Below are 19,357 nucleotides of genomic sequence, written 5' to 3'. Positions count from 1 at the left end.
TGCCGATGATCCCGCCGATCCTGCACCAGACATGGAAGACCGACAGCGTTCCCGCACGCTTCCATGCCTATGCCGACAGCTGGAAACGGCATAATCCAAACTGGACGGTGATGTTCTGGAGCGACCGGATGCTGCTCGAATTCGTGGCCGAGCATTATCCGGATTTCCTGCCTATGTTCTGCAGTTACACGAACGGCGTGCAGCGGTCGGATGCGGCCCGCTACATGCTGCTGCATCATTTTGGCGGGATCTACGCGGACATCGATTGCGAATGCCTCGCCCCCTTCGATCCGATCATGGACGAGACCCGCGTCGTGCTGTGCAAGGAGCCGGCCTCGCATGCAGCCATCCAGGCGGATCTCCGGGGTCTGCCCTATCTCCTGTTCAACGGGACGATGGCCAGCCCAGCCGGTCATCCCTTCTGGATACAAGTGCTTTCCCTGATGCGCAGGCTCGCCAGCGCCAAGAACGTGCTCGACGCGACCGGACCCTGTCTGTTGACCTCCGCACAACTCGCCTACAGCGATCAGGCTGCCTTTGCCATTCATCCTTCCGGCCTGTTCACGCCGGTGACGCCGGCCGGGAGCGCGAAGCGCGAAGCCGGCGACGACACGGCAGCGCTTTCGATCCATCACTGGGCCGGCACATGGTGGATCCCCGAGCCGCCACCGACCTGGAGGACCAGGCTGCGCAACCGAGCCTATCGGCTGCGGTATCAGCTGACGCGCGGCGCGTATCTGGATGAGGCCGAGGCGAAAGCCAGCGTCGACAAGGCGGTTCTGTCGGCGCCGCCGCCCTCAGGCCGCAACATTGCCGTCCTGGTGCCGCTTCGCGACGCCGCCGATCTCATCCAGCCCTTTCTCGACGCACTGGACGGGCTCGACTATCCCAAGGACAGGATCAAGCTGGTCTTTTGCGAAGGCGACAGCCTGGATGGGAGCTGGGAACGCCTGCAAGCCGCGACAGCAGGATTAGCCGGCAAATATCGTGACATCGTCCTGCTGCGGAGACAGGTCGGCACCAGGCTCGACAGGGCAAAACGGGCAAAGCCCAGCATGCAGCGGGTGAGGCGGGGCGCGATTGCCAAGGTGCGAAATCACCTGATCGATCATGGACTGAAGGAAGACGACGACTGGGCGTTGTGGATCGACATCGATGTCTGGCGCTTCCCCGGCGATGTACTGAACCGGCTGATCGCTACTGGCCATCGTATCGCGATGCCCAATTGCGTGAAGATCGCCGGCGGCGGCAGCTTCGATCTCAACAGCTTCGTCATAAGACGCCAGACCAAGGACTATCCTTACTATCGCGAGATACGCGGCGGACTGCACCAACCGCCCGCGCAAACGCCCAACCGCTATCATCTCAGCGATGTCAGGCATTTCGACATCATCGGCCTCGATGCGGTCGGCGGAACCATGCTCCTGGTCGACGCCGCCTTGCATCGCGGCGGCCTTCGCTTCCCCGAAATTCCCTACCGCGACCTGATCGAGACCGAAGCCTTCGGCATGCTCGCCAATGATCTTGGCGTCAGGCCGGTCGGCCTGCCGAAACTGGAAATCCTACACATCCCGTGGTGATGCGTCGGCCTGCCGTGGCTTCCACCTGAGATGCTCCAGGCATCAGTCGTGCAATTCCCGCGAAATCGGCGGGCCGACCGAAAATCCGGAGAATGTCACCTCGAAACCCTCGCGCTGCGGTGAACAGCACATCATGCCGACATCGACCGTTTTCGAGACCGGGAAATAGGCAAGCCGCACCGGCTTCCAGTGGCCGTCCGAAGCGTCGAGATACTGGACGCGGATCGCTTCGCCATGGCGGGTCAGGCGGATCCTGACGCCGTTCGGGCCGGCGGGAATGGCCACCAGCGACCAGTCCGATGTGTCGTTGGTGACGACAACCGAGAAATAGGCGAGACCGTCGGTGTATTCGATGCCGGCCTTGATCCAGTGCGTCTCGCTCAGCCGGATCATCAGTCCGGCCTGGTCGTAAAGCACCTTGTAATCGCCTTTGACGGTGACCTCGGCGGTGAAATCGCCCTCGACCGGCCGATACAGGAAGTGGCCGTTGTCGCGCCAGAACCCATAAAAGGTCTCACGCCAGAAGTCGGTCTCCTTGCCGGAGCGCACGCTGACGGCATCGCCGTCGATGACGTGGTGCGGCGGCGGGTTGAGCCAGATCAGGTCCTGCAATGTCATTGCCTCGTGCCGATTCCCTAGTGAACGCCCGCCAGCCCGATGGCCGGCGTCCAGTCAACCCGCAAAGGTATAGGCGGTCTTCACCATGGTGTAGAATTCCATCGCGTAGCGGCCCTGTTCGCGCGGACCATAGCTCGAGCCCTTGCGGCCGCCGAAGGGAACGTGGAAGTCTACTCCCGCCGTCGGCAGGTTGACCATCACCATGCCGGCTTCCGAATTGCGCTTGAAGTGGGTGGCGTGCTTGAGGCTCGATGTGCAGATGCCTGAGGTCAGCCCGAAGGGCGTGTCGTTGGCGACTGCCAACGCCTCGTCATAGTCCTTGACCCTGATGACGCTGGCGACAGGCCCGAAAATTTCCTCGCGCGAGCTGCGCATGGCGTTGGTGGCGTCTGTCAACAGTGCCGGCCGCAGATAGAAACCCGGCGTCTTGCGGTCGAGCCGTTCGCCGCCGAAGGCGAGCGTGGCGCCTTCCCTGACGCCGATGGCGATATAATCCTCGTCCTGCTTCAGCTGCGTGGCGTCGACGACCGGACCGATCTGGGTCTGCGCGTCGAGCGCATCGCCGACAACCAGTCCATCCATCCGCTCCTTCAGCGCATCGACGAAACGGCCATGGATGGAATCGGTCACGATCAGCCTGGACGAGGCCGTGCAGCGCTGGCCGGTCGAGAAGAAGGCGCCGTTGAGGGCACAGTCGACGGCAACCGCAAGATCGGCATCGTCCAGCACCACCAGCGGGTTCTTGCCGCCCATTTCGAGCTGGAACTTGCGCATGTGCTCGACGCTTGCCGCGGCGACGCGCTTGCCGGTGCCGACCGAACCGGTGAAGGTGATGGCGTTGACATCGGGGCTGTCGAGCATCGCCTGGCCGACCACCGAGCCCTTGCCCATGACGAGGTTGAGCACGCCCCTGGGCAGGCCGGCGCGATGCAGGATGTCGACGATCGACCAGGCGCTCTCGGGCACGAGTTCGGCCGGCTTGAAGACGATGGTGTTGCCATGGGCCAGCGCCGGAGCGATCTTCCAGGCCGGAATGGCGATGGGGAAATTCCACGGCGTGATGATGCCGACCACGCCGACCGCCTCGCGCGTGATCTCGACGCCGACACCCGGCCGCACGCTCGGCACCATCTCTCCGGAGAGACGCAATGTTTCGCCGGCAAAGAAATCGAATATCTGGGCGGCGCGGATGGTCTCGCCAATGCCTTCTGCCAGCGTCTTGCCTTCCTCGCGCGCCAGGTTGCGGCCGATTTCGTCCTTGCGTGCCATGATTTCATCGGACGCCTTCTTCAGCACCGCATGGCGCGCCAGCGGGCCGGAGCGGGACCATGCGGGAAAGGCCGCCTTGGCCGCCGCGATCGCCTGGGCCGTCTGTTCCACGTCCGCCGAGGCGTATTCGCCGACGACATCGCCGGTATCCGAGGGGTTGATGTTGCGGGACCCGGCGTCGCCGACCCATTCGCCATCGATGAGGTTCTTTCGAAACTGAGCCATGTCCTCGTCTTTCCTGCTGGTTGGCCGCGTGGCGGCATCTTTCTGACTTGATATTTGCCAGACAATTGCCCTGCGGGAAAGCACGTACTGGCCGGGCCGCCGCGACAAAAGCCCCGGGCCTGCCATAGCGTCGATAGCATGGCGGCGGCAGCGCCCCATGGACAGCCAGCCCGGTTAAGATCCCCGCAGCCGTCACGTCAGCTCAATCGAAACGCCCTGTACAGCGATGTACATAGCCTTGATTTGCCTGATCCGGCATGTCATGCGTCATACCGATGGCAGCCATCGAAACGACGATTCAGCGCGCCGGCGTCACCGGCAACATCAAGGCCACTCGTGACGACTGGCTGAAGCTGGCGCTTGAAACGTTGATCTCGGATGGCGTCGAACGCGTCCGCGTGCAGACGCTCGGGCAGCAGCTTGATGTCTCGCGCTCCAGCTTCTACTGGTATTTCAAGAGCCGGCAGGACCTGCTCGACCAATTGCTGGACTATTGGCGGCAGACCAACACCCGATTCATCGTCGAACGCGCCGGGCGGCCATCCGCCACCGTCATCCGCGGGGTGATGAGCATTTTCGAATGCTGGGTGGACGAAAAGCTGTTCGATCCCCGGCTCGATTTCGCGATCAGGGCCTGGGCGCGCCGCTCCCCCGCCACAAGGCGCGCGCTCGACCAGGCCGATGAAGAACGCGTCAATGCCATACGCGACATGTTCATGCGCCATGGCTATGAAGAAGAAGACGCGTTCGTGCGTGCCCGTGTGCTCTATTTCATGCAGATCGGCTATTACTCGCTCGAACTCGACGAGCCGATGAGCAGCCGCCTGACGCATGTCGCGTCCTATCTGCGCAGCTTCACCGGCCAGGAACCGACCGCCGAGGATGTCGAGGACTTTTCGCGTTATGTCGAGAAGACACTTTCCGGCAAACGGTAGACGGGGCACCGGCTGCCTGACTCGGCAGCTTTCTCGGCAACAGGCTTGCTCCATATCCACACACCAGCCTCCTCCGGCCCGGTTCTCGCGATGCACTGGACACATGTGTACAACAAAGATAGGGTGCATCGCCACAACCGGGTGGAGCGCGACAGGATGAAATCGGAGGCTGCCCTGAAAAAGAACCAGGCCGGCGCGAGGCGAACGCTGGTGACGCTCGAAATCGACGCCGAGGATGCGGATGCCAGCGGCTACGAGCTGGTCTGGAACAAGGGCAAGCTTGCCGGCTTCGTCACCTCCGGCGGCTACGGCCACACCGTCGGCAAGAGCCTCGCCATGGCGCTTGTCGACCGCGACGCGGCCGATGCCGATACGCAGTTGACAACCCACATCGTCGGCATCGAAAGAGATGCGCTTCGTCGCCTTACGATCCTCTCGCAAGGCGATGCGGCGTGACCGATCGAACCGGTGACGTCCATAGAGAAGACCATACAATGATCCACGCCCCCTTCCCCAAATCAGGCCTGGCCGGCACGCCATGACCAGACGCTATTCCGCTCTGTCGCTGTTCAAGGAAGGCCTGGCCGGCCAGACCGGCTGGAAGCAGGCGTGGCGCTCGCCCGAGCCGAAGCCGTCCTACGACGCGATCGTCATCGGCGGCGGCGGCCATGGGCTGGCGACAGCCTACTATTTGGCCAAGAACCACGGCATCGCCAGGGTGGCGGTCCTTGAAAAAGGCTGGATCGGCGGCGGCAACACCGGCCGCAACACCACAGTGGTGCGCTCCAACTATTATTACCCGGAGAGCGTCGAACTCTACGGGCTGGCGCACAGGCTCTACGAAGGCCTGTCGAAGGATTTGAACTACAACGTCATGCTGTCGCAGCGCGGCATGGTCAATCTCTGCCACTCGACAGTCGAAATGGAGATGGGCGCGCGCACCGTCAATGCCATGCAGATCAACGGCATCGATGCGGAGCTGTTTTCGCCCGAGGATGTACGGCGCGTGGCGCCGATCTACAATTTCTCACCGGACGCGCGCTTTCCGGTGTTCGGCGGCATCTGGCAGCGCCGCGCCGGAACGGCGCGCCACGACGCGGTCGCCTGGGGTTATGCGCGGGCGGCGAGCCGGCTCGGCGTCGACATCATCCAGAATTGCGAAATCAGCGATTTCATCATCGAGGGTGGGCGCTGCCGTGGCGTGCAGACGACGCGTGGCACGATCCGCGCCGAGCGCATCGGCATGGCGGTGGCCGGCCATTCCTCGGTGCTGGCGGCCAAGGCCGGCTTCCGGCTGCCGATCAATTCCTACGCGCTGCAGGCCTGTGTTTCCGAGCCGGTGAAACCGATCCTCGACACGGTTGTGCTGTCGCCCGGCACCGGCGTCTATGTCAGCCAGTCGGACAAGGGCGAGATCGTCATTGGCGGCGGACTTGACCGCATCCCCTCCTATGCGCAGCGCGGCAATCTGCCGACGCTGGAAACCGTCGTTGCCGGCCTGTTGGAAATGTTCCCGATCTTCGGCCAGTTGAAGCTGATGCGGCAATGGGCCGGCATTGTCGACGTGGTGCCGGACTCCTCGCCGATCATCAGTGAATCGCCGCTGCCCAATCTGTTCCTGAATTGCGGCTGGGGCACGGGCGGCTTCAAGGCCATTCCCGCTGGCGGCACTCTGCTGGCAAACTTGCTGGCAACAGGCAGGCACAACGACATCAGCCGTCCGTTCGACCTCGATCGCTTTGCCAGCGGGCGGCTGATCGATGAAGCGGCCGGCTCCGGCATCGCGCACTGAGACAGGACCAGAGGCAAGCATGCAGCTCTTCCCTTGCCCGTTCTGCGGTCCGCGCGACGAGACGGAATTCCACTTTGGCGGCGATGCCGGCAATGTCCGGCCTGACGGGGCCGATCTGCCGATCGAGCGCTGGGCAAACTATCTCTATCTCAGGAGCAACCCGAAGGGCGCGGCGCGCGAAATCTGGGTGCACATGAGTTGCGGCGAGTTCTTCGTCATGGAACGTGACACGGTCACGCACGAGGTGCTGTCCTCGACCGCTCTTGGCGGGGAGCACGCGGCATGACCGCCTCGCGTCTCACCATCGGTGGCAGCGCGATCGACCGATCGCGCCCAATCCGATTCAGCTTCGACGGCACAAGCGTTGAGGGCTTTGCCGGCGACACCATCGCCTCGGCGCTGCTGGCCAATGATATCGCGGTCGTCGGCCGCAGCTTCAAATACCACCGGCCACGCGGCATCTGGGGCGCCGGCGTCGAGGAGCCGAACGCGCTGGTGGATGTCGGCGGCCCCCGGACCACGCCGAACACGCGCGCCACGACCGAGCCGGCATATGACGGGCTGGTGGCAAAAAGCGTCAACGCGACGCCCAGTGCGCTCGCCGACCGCAACGCCTTCCTCGACCGCTGCTCGCGCTTCATTCCAGCGGCGTTCTACTACAAGACCTTCATGTGGCCGGACTGGCACATGTTCGAGCCGCGCATCCGCGCCATGGCTGGGCTGGGCGAAGTGGACAAGGGCTGGACCTCGCCGGGCTCGGCCGACCAGATCAACCATCATTGCGACGTTCTGGTGGTGGGCGCGGGACCGGCTGGACTGGCGGCGGCAAAGGCAGCGGCTGGCGTCGGCCTCTCCGTCACGCTGGTCGACGACCAGCAGAAGCCGGGCGGGTCGCTTGGCCACCGCGCCGGCGAGATCGACGGCAAGCCGGCTGCCATCTGGATCGACGAGACGATTGCCGAGCTTGCCGCCGGCGGCCACCTGATCCTGCCTTCAACCACCGCCTTCGGCATCTACGACCACAATCTGGTCGGGCTGAACCAGCGTCATTTCGACGGCCGGCGCGACACGCTGTGGCGGGTCCGGCCGCGCCGGATCGTGCTGGCGACGGGTGCCATCGAGCGGCCGCTGCCCTTCGCCAACAACGACCTGCCGGGCATCCTGTCGGCGGATGCGGCGCTCGCCTATCTCAGGCGCCATGCCGTGCTGGCCGGCAGGCGCATCGTCGTCGCCACCAACAATGACAGCGCCTATGAAGTGGCGGAGGCGTCCGCCGAGGCCGGCGCCGAAGTCACGCTGGTCGACATCAGGCGTGACGGCATGCCAGCCACCAAGGTGCGGCTGGTCAAGGAGCGATCGCTTGCCGCCGCCAACGGCAAGCTGCGCATCGAGGGCGTGATGCTGGACGACGGCACCAGGCTCGACGCCGACTGCGTGCTGGTCTCGGGCGGCTGGACGCCGACCATTCATCTGTTCGGCCAGGCCAAGGGCAAGCTTGCCTGGAGCGAGGCGCGTGCCGCCTTCCTGCCGGGCGATCCGGTCGACGGCATTTCCGTCGCCGGCGCCGCGGCCGGCGCGGTTTCGCTGTCGGAGGTGTTGGCAGGCTCGCAGAACGCCGTTGCATCGCTCGGCCAAACGAAGGCCGAGATGCCGCGCAGTACAGGTAGGGAGGCGACCGGCGGCATCGTTGCCGCCTGGCCGGTGCCCGGCTCGAAGGGGCGCATCTGGATCGACTACCAGAACGATGTGACGGTGAAGGACGTCGAGCTGGCGGCGCGCGAAAATTTCGTCTCGGTCGAGCATCTGAAGCGCTACACCACGCTCGGCATGGCGACCGACCAGGGCAAGACCTCCAACCTGCCTGGCCTGGCGCTGATGGCAGGCATCACTGGCCGCACGGTGCGGGAGGTCGGCACCACCACCTATCGCCCGCCGTTCACGCCGGTGCCGCTGGCGAGCTTCGCCGGTGCGCGCGGGGGCGAGTTGATGGCGCCGGTGCGTCGGCTGCCGCTGGAAAACATCCATCGCGCCGATGGCGCCGTGTTCCAGGAATATGGCGGCTGGCTGCGGCCTGCCCACTATGGCGGTCGCGATGCCGATGCGGATCGCGCCATCCAGGACGAGGCGCTGCGCGCCCGCCAGTCGGTCGCGCTGTTCGACGGTTCGACGCTCGGCAAGATCGAGGTGATCGGCCCGAAGGCGGCCGAATTCGTCGATTTCCTCTACTACAACACGATGTCGACGCTGAAACCGGGCCGCTGCCGCTATGGCTTCATGCTGTCGGAGAACGGCGTGGTGTTCGATGACGGCGTGCTGGTGCGGCTGGACGAGCATCGCTTCGTCGTGTCGTGCTCGTCCTCGCATGTCACCGCGGTGCATGCGCGGCTGGAGGAATGGCGCCAGGACCGCTTTGGCCGCGGCGCCGTCTATATCCACAATGCCACCGCCGAAATGGCAACGCTGACCGTCTCCGGGCCGAACGCCCGGAAGCTGCTCGAAACGTTGGGCCTTGGCCTCTCGCTCGACGATGCAGACCTGCCGCATATGGCGATAGGCCATGGCAGCTATGGCGGCGACGAGGTCCGCATCGCGCGCGTCAGCTTTACCGGCGACAGGAGCTATGAAATCTCGATCCGCGCGGACCGCGCCGAGACCCTATGGACCCGTCTGCGCGAAGCTGGCCAGCCGTTCGATGCCGCCATCATCGGCCTCGAAGCGCTGATGATCCTGCGTGCGGAGAAAGGGTTCATCGTCATCGGCAAGGACACTGACGGGACCACACTGCCGCATGATCTCGGCGTGGAGGGTCCCCGCGCCAAACGCCAGACCGAGTTCGTCGGCCGCCGCTCGCTGTTCACTGACGAGGCTTCACGCGACAACCGGCTGCAGCTTGTCGGCCTGACGGTGCCGCAAGGCGATGCGCCGCTGCCAACCGGCGCGCACGGCATCAAGCGGAGCGACGGCAGGCTGCGCAGCCAGGGTTTTGTCACCTCCAGCTACCAGAGTCCGACGCTTGGCCGGCCGGTCGCGCTTGGCCTGATCGAGCGTGGTGCGGCACGGCACGGGGAGACGATCGAAATCCAGCATCTCGGCAAGGTCAGCACGGCGACGATTGCCGCCCCTTGCGCTTTCGACCAGGCAGGAGACCGGCTGCATGCGTGATCTCGCGGAAAAATGGTCCATCGCGCCGGACTGGCAGAGCGCCACGATCAAAGTGCCGGCGCTCAAGATAAGCCCGATCACCGGACTGCACCAACGCCTGGTCAGCGGCGACCTTGCCGCATGGGCCGAGGTCTCAGGGTTCGATGGAACGGCCGCCGGTGCATTCGGCCTGATAGAGGGCATACGCTATTCGGTCCGACTGGCGCGCGACCGCCTGCTCGTCGTATCAAGCAACCCGCTCGCCATCCCCGCGGGTTGGCATGGCGAAGGTTTCGCGGTGACGACGATCAGCGCCGGCTTGCAGGTGTTCGAGGTCGAGGGCCCGGCTCTCGATGCCTTCATCGCACGCGGGACGACGCTCGATCCTCGCCAGCCAAGCGCCAGTGCGGCGCTTTCCCTCGCCGGTGTCAGCGCCATCGTGTATCGCCATGAGAATAGGCTGCGCATCCATGTCGACCGTGGCCTTGCAGCCTATCTCTGGACATGGATGGAGCAGGCGGCCGGCCATATCGCGGCCGGAAATCAGCCAGCGACGATCGCGCTCATAGCGTAAAGGACCAGAACAGGCAGGCGAGCGTCGCGGCCGCGAAGACGACGAAGAACAGGCTGCGCAACAGCACGTTGCGGCGCAGCTCGTTCATGACGAAGTGGCAGCCGATAATCGCCACGGCGAACAGGAACCGCCAGTTCAGCAATGCCAGCAGGGCGCTGGCCTGGCCGAAGGCCCATCGGGCGAGAAGGCCACCGACGATGGTGGCGAGCAGCACGATCACGGTCCAGAAGATCGCGTCGGCGGCGTGGGTGAGAACGATGCTCGCCGCCCTGATCGGCAGGATCATCATCAGCAGCGCGCTGAAGAAATAGACCGCGGCAAGCGGGATGAACGTTCCCGCATCGGCGATGCCGTCGAGCCGTTTCACGCCGGTCACCCCGTAGGGATAGCCATGCCGGGCCACGGCCAGGCTCAGCGCCATGAGCAAGGCGGTCAGCACGGCGGCGAGTGCGAAGGTCGTGAGGGCTTTGCTCATGGGGTTCCTGTCGCGGACGAATCAGACAGGAACTGATGTAGCCGACGGTCGTAAATTGCGCGTAAGCGAAGTCGCGGTGACGCGAATTCCTATCCCGGCGCAAAGGGCGTCGCGGCCAGGCTGCACTGCAGCGATCCAGCCCGAGGAGCGGTTGGAGCGCGCATTGAATGCATTCCTATCTCCATTCTAATATAATCTGATCACTTCCGGTGACGAAGCTACGGATCTGCCATGGACCTCGACCCTTCGACCCTCAATCGGGCTCTGCCGCTGCGCGATCAGATCTATCAGAAGATCCGCAACCTGATCGTCGTCGGACAGATGAAGCCGGGTGAGGTGATCAACGAGGTGGCGATCGCCGAAGCCCTCGGTGTCTCGCGCACGCCGGTGCGAGAAGCCGTCAAGCGCATCAGCGACGAGGGACTGGTCAAGATCCTGGCACAGACAGGCACCTATGTCGCGCCGATCAGCCGCGCCGACCTGGAAGAGGCCTATGTCATCCGCCGGGCGCTGGAGATGGAAAGCGCCAGGCGCGCGGCGGTGAAGCTCACGCCGGCAGCCGCCGAACTGCTGGAGGACAATATGGCGGCGCACAAGCTTGCAATATCGCGCGGCCGCTACGCTACCGCGATCCAGCTCGACGACGTCTTTCACCGCACCATCGCCGAGATCTGCGGCCTGCCGATGATCTGGCGGGCCGTCGACATCTCCAAGGCGCAGATGGACCGCGGCCGCTATCTCGCCATTCCCAAACCCGGCTATGGCGAACAGACGATCGAGCAGCACGAAGCCATTCTCGACGCGCTGAAGCGACATGATGCCGAGGGCGCCGCGCAGGCAATGGAACACCATCTGGAGACGTCGTTTCGCAACACGCTCGAAGTCGCCGCCGAGCTTCTCGGCTGACGCTCGTCCTCGATCGCAAGCGGACATGACCAGCACATGCGACGAATGGTATCGGCCTGAAGGCCGAGGCGATCGCGCAAATACAAGCGTCCATGCCGAAGTCTGGCCGGAAGTGCTCGCCGTCGTCAGCCGCGCCAACATCCGCTGCTGTCAATCGTCCTGCGCGAGCCGGAAAGCCTTCTCTTCGCCTGTTGGGAGTATCACGGCGATGATTTCGCCCGGGATACCGCGGGGATGGGCCAATCGGCGGCCATGCGCTCAAGCCGCCGCACGGGCGTACGTTTCCGGCGGCATGGCGAAGGAACCGAAGCTTGTGATCCAATCGCCTCCCGCGGAGAGACACCGTTGTGCGCCGGCGCACCGCCACAAGTGTTTGCCAGTGGGGCCTCCAAGGCCTATGCTGCCGCATCGGCCGCCAGTCATTCGGATGCCGCCGACAGTGAGAGGGTATTTGCTCTTGCCCGGAACGGGGAAAGAGCATGTCCCAATCCCAGATACGCAATTATGTTTTGAGAACCTTGGCGCCTGAGGATTTTGCGACGATCCTGCCGTCGATACGTGAGGTCGAACTGGGCCTCAAAAGCCCGCTGGAAACCGCTTATCAGCCGATCCAGCACGTGTATTTCCCCGAGACAGGTATCGCGTCGGTCGTCGCCACCATGTTCGGAAGGCGCCAGGGCGAGGTTGGCATTGTCGGCCACGATGGCATGACCGGGGTTACGGTCGTTCTCGGCCAGGACCGGTCTCCCAACGACACCTATATCCAGGTCGCCGGCAATGGCTGGTGCCTGCCGGTTGAAAGCCTTCGCGCGCTTCTTGCGAGCAGCCAGAGCTTTCGCGAGTCCCTGCTTCGCTATGCCAACGCATTCCTTGTCCAGGCAACCCGAACAGCGGTGGTCAACGGCCACTCGAAGATAGAGGAGCGATTGGCCCGCTGGTTGCTCATGGTTCATGACCGCTGTGAAGGAAACAAGATCTACCTGACGCACGAGTTTCTGGCGACCATGCTCGGCGCGCGGAGGCCGGGCGTTACCACGGCCCTGCAAATGCTTGAATATCGGGGACTGGTTCACGCCAAGCGCGGCGAGATTACGATTGTCGACCGCGTCGGCCTGATAAAACTCACACACGGAGCCTATGGCGAGGAGGAACAGCGCCAGTTCGCCGGTCGCCTGCCTGATTTGTCCGCAATCGGACATACACTTGCAGATCGCTGAATGTTGTCCGTAAATCGCGTTGGCTCCGGCTCAGGGAGGAACTCTGGATGACCAATACGTTCCACACCATCACGGTTGAAAAGGCGGCCGAGGCCTACGTGCTTTCCAGAGGCAGGGCGCGGTTCCTGTCCATTGCCCAGGCGATCCGAGCCATCCGAACACTGATGCCGGCGTGCAAGGCCACGGACAGAGAGTTGGAAGACCTGCTCGCGGCTGCATGCATCGTTCACGACGTGCCCGTCGCCTTCGACGCGACACCAGCCGATAGCGCAGTATCGCGGCTCCATTCATAGGCCGCAGATGCCCGCACTTGCGCAGACGACGGCTCCAGTGGACATTCGCCAAGAGGTTGTCCGCTACCTGATCGACAATGTCGACAAACCGAGCGTCTCGGTATTCGAGGTTATTCATGCCGTGAGGAAGAGGTTTCCGCTGTGTGAGCTCACGGATTGGGAACTTGGCGACCACATAGCACGAAGTGCGATCGACGCGGGGTTTGCTGTCGAGTTCGGCGCGGACGCTGCCTGATGGCGCAAGCTTAGCCGCCGCAATTTGCTGAATGGGAGCCCCATCGGGAGCGCGCAACCGAAACGGACAGACGTTGCCGCGAAGCCGGAGACATCACGCCGGACGAGGGATGAAATTCTCCGCAACGTGCGCCACCACCGTGGACCACATTTCCGTGTAAGAGCTTGAGATCAGAGGGTTTTCCTGAAGACCCTGGAAGGGACTGGTGGAGCCAATCGGAATCGAACCGACGACCTCTTGAATGCCATTCAAGCGCTCTCCCAACTGAGCTATGGCCCCACATCCGGCAGTCAACCGGCACCGTTTCCGGTGAAGAGATCCGGCGCGGGTTGGAACACCGCGCCGTTAGTGCAGGCGGCTTCTAACCCCGCCTTTCGTCAATATCAAGCCTTCATAGACGGCTTTTTGTTCACAGGCTGAGAAAGCGTGCAAACACCTGCATCGCTGGCCGATCAGACCTCGTCGTCGTCGTCGCCGACGCCGATCATGTCGGCAACGTCGTCGTCCTCTTCCTCTTCGTCGGCAAGGAATGTGTCATCCTCGTCGTCGCCCAGATCGACATCCTCGTCATCGCCGAGATCCGGCAGATCGTCGCCCTTGACGTCATCGTCGGCCTCTTCGAGAGAGACGACTTCGACGCCTTCCTCGTCCTCGGCGTCCACTTCCTTCTCGGCCACTTCCTCTTCCTCCTCGAGGGCGGCGACCTTGCCTTCCTCGAAATAGGAACGCGGATAGGTCTTGCCTGTATAGGGCGAGACGATCGGGTCCTTGTTCAGGTCGTAGAATTTTCGGCCCGTTTCAGGGTCGATACGTTTTGTGCCAAGTTCGGTTTTTGCCACGGCAAGCCTCGTGAATAAAAGAGTGGTCCCCTTAACCACAGTTTGCGGCGCTGTCAAAGCCAAAAGCCGGCGTCACAAAACCATGCATTGAAAGGCCTCGCGCCAAGTGACGCCCATGGGGATGACCATTCCGCCCCGCCGTGATACGAGACCGCCGCAACAAATGAAAAGCGCCGGCACGCCGGCATTCCGTCCAGGGAAATTCCATGTCTCACGCCGTCGCTGCCAAGCCGGCCACCGCCCGCAAATCATCCGCCCTTTCCGGCACCGCACGCGTGCCGGGCGACAAGTCGATCTCGCATCGCTCCTTCATGTTCGGAGGCCTCGCCTCCGGCGAAACCCGCATCACCGGCCTGCTGGAAGGCGAGGACGTGATGCGCACCGGCGCGGCCATGAGGGCGATGGGCGCGCATATAGAAAAGCGCGGCACCGAATGGGTGATCCGGGGCACTGGCAACGGCGCGCTGCTGCAGCCGGAAGGGCCGCTCGATTTCGGCAATGCCGGCACCGGCTCGCGACTGACCATGGGCCTCGTCGGCACTTACGACATGGAAACGACCTTCATCGGCGACGCCTCGCTGTCGGGCCGGCCGATGGGCCGCGTGCTCGAGCCGTTGCGCCAGATGGGCGTGCAGGTGCTGAAGGCGACACCGGGCGACCGCATGCCGATCACGCTGCACGGGCCGAAGCACGCCGCCCCCATCACCTACCGCGTGCCGATGGCCTCGGCGCAGGTTAAGTCGGCGGTGCTGCTCGCCGGCCTCAACACACCGGGTATCACCACCGTCATCGAACCGGTGATGACGCGCGACCATACTGAAAAGATGCTGAAGGGATTTGGCGCCAACCTGTCGGTCGAGACCGACGAACGCGGCGTGCGCCACATCTTCATCGAAGGCCAGGGCAAGCTGACCGGCCAGACGATCGCCGTGCCTGGCGACCCGTCCTCGGCCGGCTTCCCGCTTGTGGCCGCGCTCATCGTGCCGGGCTCCGACATCGTGATCGAGAACGTGCTGATGAACCCGACCCGCACCGGGCTGCTTCTGACGCTGCAGGAGATGGGTGGCAAGATCGACATCCTCAACCCGCGCAATGCGGGCGGCGAGGATGTCGCCGACCTGCGCGTGCGTTACTCGGAATTGAAGGGCGTCACCGTGCCGCCCGAGCGGGCACCGTCGATGATCGACGAGTATCCGGTGCTGGCCGTTGCCGCGAGCTTCGCCGAGGGCGAGACGTTGATGCAGGGGCTGGAAGAACTGCGGGTAAAGGAATCCGACCGGCTGTCGGCCGTCGCCAACGGTCTGAAACTCAACGGCGTCGAATGCACCGAGGGCGAAGCTTCGCTCGCCGTGCGCGGCAGACCGGGCGGCAGGGGGTTGGGTGGCCATCCCAACGGCAAGGATACGACCGTGCAGACCCATCTCGATCACCGCATCGCCATGAGCTTTCTGGTGATGGGACTGGCGACGGACAAGCCTGTCACCATCGACGATGCCAATATGATTGCAACGAGCTTTCCGGAGTTCATGGGGCTGATGAAGGGGCTAGGCGCGGAGATCGGGTGACAGTGGCAATCGCAAACCTTGGAGATTGGCCGGCGACATCCCGTGCTTCGTCATCCTGGGGCGAAGCAAGGAGCGCAGCGACGCGGCGCAGACCCCAGGATCCATGCCATGACCTCAGGGCGCCGCAACGGTGCAAAGTTCTGATCCACAGCGTTCTTTGGCTGAAGTCACGGCATGGATCCCAGGGTCTTCGCTCCGCTTCGCGTTCGCTACGCCCTAGGATGACGAAGTCGCGGGGGCCTGTTTCCATGCGTAAGGCGTCTGCATGCCAATGACACAAATCTTCACCATCGCCATCGACGGACCAGCCGGCGCCGGCAAGGGCACGCTCGCCCGGCGGCTGGCCGACCACTACCGGCTGAACCTGCTCGACACCGGCCTGACCTATCGCGCCGTCGCCCATGCGCTGCTGCGGGTCGGCCTGCCGCTCGACAATGTCTCGGCGGCGGAAACCGCGGCGCGCCAGGTCGATCTGGCAAAGCTCGACCGTGCGGTGCTGTCGGCGCATGCGGTCGGCGAGGCGGCCTCGAAGGTCGCGGTTTTCCCGACCGTGCGGCGCATCCTGGTCGAAAAGCAGCGCGAATTCGCCAAGACGCCGCCGGGCGCGGTGCTCGACGGCCGCGACATCGGCACCGTGGTGTGCCCCGACGCCGACATCAAACTTTATGTGACGGCGAGTGCCGAGGTGCGGGCACAGCGCCGGCTGGCCGAGATCGAAAGCATCGGCGGCACCGCCAATTTCGCCGAGATCCTCGCCGACATCCAACGCCGTGACGAGCGCGACATGGGCCGCGCCGACTCGCCATTGAAGCCGGCAGCAGACGCGCACTTGCTTGATACCAGCGAAATGGCTATAGAAGCCGCGTTTCTCGCGGCCATGTCTGTTATAGACGACGTGCTGGCCAAGAGGGACAAGGCCTGATCCGGGTTTTCTCCCGTGTTTCCGTTGCCGGAAGCAAAGAAAATACCCATATCGGGTACGAACCAGCCTGCCAGCATTCTTCATGCGCCGGAATTGCCGCTTGAAAGCGGCCCAGGGCTTTTGAGCCCGGAACGCCGGCAGGCCAACGCAACGCTAACCCACGGCGCCCGTCCCGCTCGATATACGGGACACTCCAGGAGAAACAATGTCAGCTGCAAACCCCACTCGCGACGATTTCGCGAGCCTGCTCGAAGAATCATTCACCACCGGCCACTCCGGCGAAGGTCAGGTCGTCAAGGGCACGATCACCGCGATCGAAAAGGACATGGCCATCATCGACGTCGGCCTCAAGGTCGAAGGCCGCGTTCCGCTGAAGGAATTCGGCGTCAAGGGCAAGGACACCACCCTCAAAGTCGGTGACACCGTCGAAGTCTATGTCGAGCGCATCGAGAACGCGCTTGGCGAAGCGATGCTGTCGCGTGAGAAGGCCCGCCGCGAAGAGAGCTGGGTCCGTCTCGAAGAGAAGTTCACCAAGGGCGAGCGCGTCGAAGGCGTCATCTTCAACCAGGTCAAGGGCGGCTTCACCGTCGACCTCGACGGCGCCGTGGCCTTCCTGCCGCGCAGCCAGGTCGATATCCGCCCGATCCGCGACGTCTCCCCGCTGATGCACAACCCGCAGCCCTTCGAGATCCTGAAGATGGATCGCCGTCGCGGCAACATCGTGGTGTCGCGCCGTACCGTGCTCGAGGAAAGCCGCGCCGAACAGCGTTCGGAAATTGTGCAGAACCTCGAAGAAGGCCAGGTTGTCGAAGGCGTCGTCAAGAACATCACCGATTACGGTGCGTTCGTCGACCTCGGCGGCATCGACGGCCTGCTGCATGTCACCGACATGGCATGGCGCCGCGTCAACCATCCGACCGAAATCCTCAACATCGGTCAGACGGTCAAGGTGCAGATCATCCGCATCAACCAGGAAACCCACCGCATCTCGCTCGGCATGAAGCAGCTCGAGAGCGATCCGTGGTCCGAGATCGGCACCAAGTTCCCGATCGGCAAGAAGATCAAGGGCACCGTCACCAACATCACCGACTACGGCGCGTTCGTCGAGCTGGAGCCGGGCATCGAGGGCCTCATCCACGTTTCGGAAATGTCGTGGACCAAGAAGAACGTGCATCCCGGCAAGATCCTGTCGACGACCCAGGAAGTCGACGTGGTGGTGCTCGAGGTCGATCCGGCCAAGCGCCGCATCTCGCTCGGCCTCAAGCAGACGCTCGAGAATCCGTGGGAAGCCTTCGCGCGCAACCATCCGGTCGGCAGCCAGGTCGAGGGCGAGGTCAAGAACAAGACCGAGTTCGGCCTGTTCATTGGCCTGGAAGGCGACGTGGACGGCATGGTGCACCTCTCCGACCTCGACTGGACCCGTCCGGGCGAGCAGGTCATCGAAGAGTACAATCGCGGCGACATGGTCAAGGCGCAGGTGCTCGACGTCGATATCGACAAGGAGCGCATCTCGCTCGGCATCAAGCAGCTGGCCCGCGACACGGTCGGCGAAGCGGCGACTTCGGGCGAACTGCGCAAGAACGCCGTCGTCACCTGCGAAGTCATCGGCGTCAAGGATGGCGGCCTGGAAGTGCGGCTGGTCGACAGCGGCATCGAGACCTTCATCAAGCGCTCGGACCTCAGCCGCGACCGCGACGAGCAGCGCCCCGAGCGCTTCACCGTCGGCCAGAAGGTCGATGCCCGCGTCATCGCATTCGACAAGAAGACCCGCAAGCTGCAGGTCTCGATCAAGGCGCTGGAAATCGCCGAGGAGAAGGAAGCGGTCGCCCAGTACGGCTCGACCGACTCCGGCGCTTCGCTGGGTGATATCCTGGGTGCCGCGCTGAAGAAGCAGGGCAACTAAGGCCTTCGCGAAGCGAAGTCCTTCGCTTAGTCCAGAATGACAAAACCCCGCCGGAGCGATCCGGCGGGGTTTTTCTTTGGCAAAAACCGGTTCGGCCGACGCGGAGCTACGCCCGGCCGTAGAGCGGCACCAACGTTCCGCTCATCGCCTGGTTGGCCGGAGAGGCGAGGTAGGCGATAGCTTCAGCGGCCGCTTCGAGGCTGACCCATTTGGTGAAATCGGCATCCGGCATGTCGGCACGGTTTGCCGGTGTGTCGAGCGTCGAGGGCGCCACGGCATTGACCAGTATGCCCTTGTGCTTCAATTCCTCGGCCATCGCCACGGTCATCGCGGCAACCGCCGCCTTGCTGGCGGTGTAGGCGACCATGCCCGCGCCCCGGCGAGGCTCCAATGCCGCCCGCGCGGCGACATTGACGATGCGGCCGGCCATGCCTGACGCCAGCATCGAACGCACCGCCGCCCGGCTGCACAGGAAGGTGGTGCGAGCATTGGTGTCCATCATCTCGGCGAAGGAGGCGGATTCGATCTTTTCCACCGGCGCCATCGCGAAGCCGCCCGCCAGATGGACAGATGCCCACAGGGCCGGCACCTGGCTGTAGAACGCCTCGACCTTGGCGGAATCCGAGAGGTCGACATTGTGCGCCAGCTTGACGTTATGATGCGTGGTGAAGGGGAAGTGCGAAGGCGCCGCGGCATGCGCGTTCGGCACGTGGCAGATCGCGCCCTGCTCCAGCAGCCTGCCAACCACCGCGCCACCAAGCGCGCCGGTTCCACCGGTTACAACGATATGCCTGCCTTCAAGTGTTTCCGTCATCCTGGACCGCTCCTGTCATTTTCTTGTAATTATGTCGCTTGTTTTGCCGCGCCG

At 63.8% G+C, this 19,357-nt stretch carries 19 protein-coding genes and 1 tRNA gene; 14 read left to right on the top strand and 6 right to left on the bottom strand.

Going from position 1 to position 19,357, the window contains the following annotated elements:
- The first annotated feature begins 5 nt into the window (after positions 1-5).
- Positions 6-1,580, top strand: coding sequence for a glycosyltransferase (locus FJ934_RS01025; protein ID WP_140606792.1), 1,575 nt, complete (start codon positions 6-8; stop codon positions 1,578-1,580).
- 42 nt (positions 1,581-1,622) lie between these two features.
- Here the strand turns inward: FJ934_RS01025 and FJ934_RS01020 are convergent, their stop codons facing one another.
- Together FJ934_RS01020 and FJ934_RS01015 are read right to left on the bottom strand one after the other, a co-directional pair.
- The gene (locus FJ934_RS01020) at positions 1,623-2,198 is read right to left on the bottom strand and encodes a DUF1349 domain-containing protein (RefSeq protein WP_140606791.1); all 576 of its coding nucleotides are present in this window, start codon (positions 2,196-2,198) and stop codon (positions 1,623-1,625) included.
- A 54-nt stretch (positions 2,199-2,252) separates the two neighbouring features.
- A complete protein-coding gene (locus FJ934_RS01015) occupies positions 2,253-3,692 on the bottom strand; it encodes an aldehyde dehydrogenase family protein (protein ID WP_140606790.1) in 1,440 nt (479 codons plus the stop codon).
- Between the two features lie 275 nt (positions 3,693-3,967).
- Between FJ934_RS01015 and FJ934_RS01010 the strand changes: the two genes are divergently transcribed.
- From FJ934_RS01010 to FJ934_RS00985, 6 genes are all read left to right on the top strand, one after another.
- Positions 3,968-4,627: a TetR/AcrR family transcriptional regulator gene (locus FJ934_RS01010; protein ID WP_181165463.1), complete on the top strand. Its 660-nt coding sequence runs from the start codon at positions 3,968-3,970 to the stop codon at positions 4,625-4,627.
- A gap of 156 nt (positions 4,628-4,783) precedes the next feature.
- A complete protein-coding gene (locus tag FJ934_RS01005; RefSeq protein WP_246671403.1) occupies positions 4,784-5,083 on the top strand; it encodes a glycine cleavage T C-terminal barrel domain-containing protein in 300 nt (99 codons plus the stop codon).
- 82 nt (positions 5,084-5,165) lie between these two features.
- Positions 5,166-6,419 (top strand): sarcosine oxidase subunit beta, encoded by a 1,254-nt coding sequence (locus FJ934_RS01000; protein ID WP_140606788.1) that lies wholly within the window; start codon positions 5,166-5,168, stop codon positions 6,417-6,419.
- A gap of 19 nt (positions 6,420-6,438) precedes the next feature.
- On the top strand, positions 6,439-6,705 hold the full coding sequence (locus FJ934_RS00995; RefSeq protein ID WP_140606787.1) for a sarcosine oxidase subunit delta: 267 nt from the start codon (positions 6,439-6,441) through the stop codon (positions 6,703-6,705).
- Positions 6,702-9,581: a sarcosine oxidase subunit alpha family protein gene (locus FJ934_RS00990; RefSeq protein ID WP_140606786.1), complete on the top strand. Its 2,880-nt coding sequence runs from the start codon at positions 6,702-6,704 to the stop codon at positions 9,579-9,581. Before FJ934_RS00995 ends, FJ934_RS00990 begins: the two co-directional genes overlap by 4 nt.
- Positions 9,574-10,134: a hypothetical protein gene (locus FJ934_RS00985; RefSeq protein ID WP_140606785.1), complete on the top strand. Its 561-nt coding sequence runs from the start codon at positions 9,574-9,576 to the stop codon at positions 10,132-10,134. The genes FJ934_RS00990 and FJ934_RS00985 overlap by 8 nt, the downstream gene beginning before the upstream one ends.
- Here FJ934_RS00985 and FJ934_RS00980 read toward each other — a convergent pair.
- Complete coding sequence (locus FJ934_RS00980; protein ID WP_140606784.1) at positions 10,124-10,609, bottom strand: hypothetical protein; 486 nt, start codon at positions 10,607-10,609, stop codon at positions 10,124-10,126. The genes FJ934_RS00985 and FJ934_RS00980 overlap by 11 nt on opposite strands.
- 231 nt (positions 10,610-10,840) lie before the next feature.
- Here FJ934_RS00980 and FJ934_RS00975 point away from each other — a divergent pair, with 231 nt between their 5' ends.
- The 4 genes from FJ934_RS00975 to FJ934_RS00955 all read left to right on the top strand — a co-directional run bounded on the left by FJ934_RS00975 (position 10,841) and on the right by FJ934_RS00955 (position 13,260).
- Positions 10,841-11,515 (top strand): GntR family transcriptional regulator, encoded by a 675-nt coding sequence (locus tag FJ934_RS00975; protein WP_140606783.1) that lies wholly within the window; start codon positions 10,841-10,843, stop codon positions 11,513-11,515.
- 479 nt (positions 11,516-11,994) lie between these two features.
- The gene (locus FJ934_RS00965) at positions 11,995-12,732 is read left to right on the top strand and encodes a Crp/Fnr family transcriptional regulator (protein WP_140606782.1); all 738 of its coding nucleotides are present in this window, start codon (positions 11,995-11,997) and stop codon (positions 12,730-12,732) included.
- A 47-nt stretch (positions 12,733-12,779) separates the two neighbouring features.
- Positions 12,780-13,025 carry a hypothetical protein gene (locus FJ934_RS00960; protein WP_140606781.1) on the top strand — a complete coding sequence of 82 codons (246 nt, stop codon included), beginning with the start codon at positions 12,780-12,782 and terminating at the stop codon, positions 13,023-13,025.
- A gap of 37 nt (positions 13,026-13,062) precedes the next feature.
- Positions 13,063-13,260, top strand: coding sequence for a hypothetical protein (locus FJ934_RS00955; RefSeq protein WP_246671402.1), 198 nt, complete (start codon positions 13,063-13,065; stop codon positions 13,258-13,260).
- A 203-nt stretch (positions 13,261-13,463) separates the two neighbouring features.
- On the opposite strand, the gene FJ934_RS00950 is transcribed toward FJ934_RS00955, so the two are convergent.
- Positions 13,464-13,539: transfer RNA gene (locus FJ934_RS00950), tRNA-Ala, on the bottom strand.
- Positions 13,540-13,712: 173 nt separating this feature from the next.
- Positions 13,713-14,099: a TIGR02300 family protein gene (locus FJ934_RS00945; RefSeq protein WP_140606779.1), complete on the bottom strand. Its 387-nt coding sequence runs from the start codon at positions 14,097-14,099 to the stop codon at positions 13,713-13,715.
- 206 nt (positions 14,100-14,305) lie between these two features.
- Here FJ934_RS00945 and aroA point away from each other — a divergent pair, with 206 nt between their 5' ends.
- The 3 genes from aroA to rpsA all read left to right on the top strand — a co-directional run bounded on the left by aroA (position 14,306) and on the right by rpsA (position 18,489).
- Complete coding sequence (gene aroA / locus FJ934_RS00940; RefSeq protein WP_140606778.1) at positions 14,306-15,664, top strand: 3-phosphoshikimate 1-carboxyvinyltransferase; 1,359 nt, start codon at positions 14,306-14,308, stop codon at positions 15,662-15,664.
- A gap of 271 nt (positions 15,665-15,935) precedes the next feature.
- Positions 15,936-16,586, top strand: a complete 651-nt coding sequence (cmk, locus tag FJ934_RS00935; protein WP_140606852.1) for a (d)CMP kinase — start codon at positions 15,936-15,938, stop codon at positions 16,584-16,586.
- A gap of 205 nt (positions 16,587-16,791) precedes the next feature.
- On the top strand, positions 16,792-18,489 hold the full coding sequence (gene rpsA, locus FJ934_RS00930) for a 30S ribosomal protein S1 (protein WP_140606777.1): 1,698 nt from the start codon (positions 16,792-16,794) through the stop codon (positions 18,487-18,489).
- A gap of 106 nt (positions 18,490-18,595) precedes the next feature.
- On the opposite strand, the gene FJ934_RS00925 is transcribed toward rpsA, so the two are convergent.
- Positions 18,596-19,303 carry an SDR family NAD(P)-dependent oxidoreductase gene (locus tag FJ934_RS00925; RefSeq protein ID WP_140606776.1) on the bottom strand — a complete coding sequence of 236 codons (708 nt, stop codon included), beginning with the start codon at positions 19,301-19,303 and terminating at the stop codon, positions 18,596-18,598.
- Between the last annotated feature and the right edge of the window lie 54 nt (positions 19,304-19,357).

The sequence above is a fragment of the Mesorhizobium sp. B2-4-12 genome (genome assembly GCF_006441575.1).
GTDB lineage: Bacteria > Pseudomonadota > Alphaproteobacteria > Rhizobiales > Rhizobiaceae > Mesorhizobium.
Note: the sequence above shows the minus strand (reverse complement) of the source record. Positions and strands in the feature narration are given on the sequence as shown.

Bases quoted from the DNA above. Each gene is read 5' to 3' on its own strand.
- FJ934_RS01025 (WP_140606792.1), top strand. From the start codon at position 6: ATGATCCCGCCGATCCTGCACCAGACATGGAAGACCGACAGCGTTCCC.
- FJ934_RS01020 (WP_140606791.1), bottom strand. From the start codon at position 2,198: ATGACATTGCAGGACCTGATCTGGCTCAACCCGCCGCCGCACCACGTC.
- FJ934_RS01015 (WP_140606790.1), bottom strand. From the start codon at position 3,692: ATGGCTCAGTTTCGAAAGAACCTCATCGATGGCGAATGGGTCGGCGAC.
- FJ934_RS01010 (WP_181165463.1), top strand. From the start codon at position 3,968: ATGGCAGCCATCGAAACGACGATTCAGCGCGCCGGCGTCACCGGCAAC.
- FJ934_RS01005 (WP_246671403.1), top strand. From the start codon at position 4,784: ATGAAATCGGAGGCTGCCCTGAAAAAGAACCAGGCCGGCGCGAGGCGA.
- FJ934_RS01000 (WP_140606788.1), top strand. From the start codon at position 5,166: ATGACCAGACGCTATTCCGCTCTGTCGCTGTTCAAGGAAGGCCTGGCC.
- FJ934_RS00995 (WP_140606787.1), top strand. From the start codon at position 6,439: ATGCAGCTCTTCCCTTGCCCGTTCTGCGGTCCGCGCGACGAGACGGAA.
- FJ934_RS00990 (WP_140606786.1), top strand. From the start codon at position 6,702: ATGACCGCCTCGCGTCTCACCATCGGTGGCAGCGCGATCGACCGATCG.
- FJ934_RS00985 (WP_140606785.1), top strand. From the start codon at position 9,574: ATGCGTGATCTCGCGGAAAAATGGTCCATCGCGCCGGACTGGCAGAGC.
- FJ934_RS00980 (WP_140606784.1), bottom strand. From the start codon at position 10,609: ATGAGCAAAGCCCTCACGACCTTCGCACTCGCCGCCGTGCTGACCGCC.
- FJ934_RS00975 (WP_140606783.1), top strand. From the start codon at position 10,841: ATGGACCTCGACCCTTCGACCCTCAATCGGGCTCTGCCGCTGCGCGAT.
- FJ934_RS00965 (WP_140606782.1), top strand. From the start codon at position 11,995: ATGTCCCAATCCCAGATACGCAATTATGTTTTGAGAACCTTGGCGCCT.
- FJ934_RS00960 (WP_140606781.1), top strand. From the start codon at position 12,780: ATGACCAATACGTTCCACACCATCACGGTTGAAAAGGCGGCCGAGGCC.
- aroA (WP_140606778.1), top strand. From the start codon at position 14,306: ATGTCTCACGCCGTCGCTGCCAAGCCGGCCACCGCCCGCAAATCATCC.
- cmk (WP_140606852.1), top strand. From the start codon at position 15,936: ATGACACAAATCTTCACCATCGCCATCGACGGACCAGCCGGCGCCGGC.
- rpsA (WP_140606777.1), top strand. From the start codon at position 16,792: ATGTCAGCTGCAAACCCCACTCGCGACGATTTCGCGAGCCTGCTCGAA.
- FJ934_RS00925 (WP_140606776.1), bottom strand. From the start codon at position 19,303: ATGACGGAAACACTTGAAGGCAGGCATATCGTTGTAACCGGTGGAACC.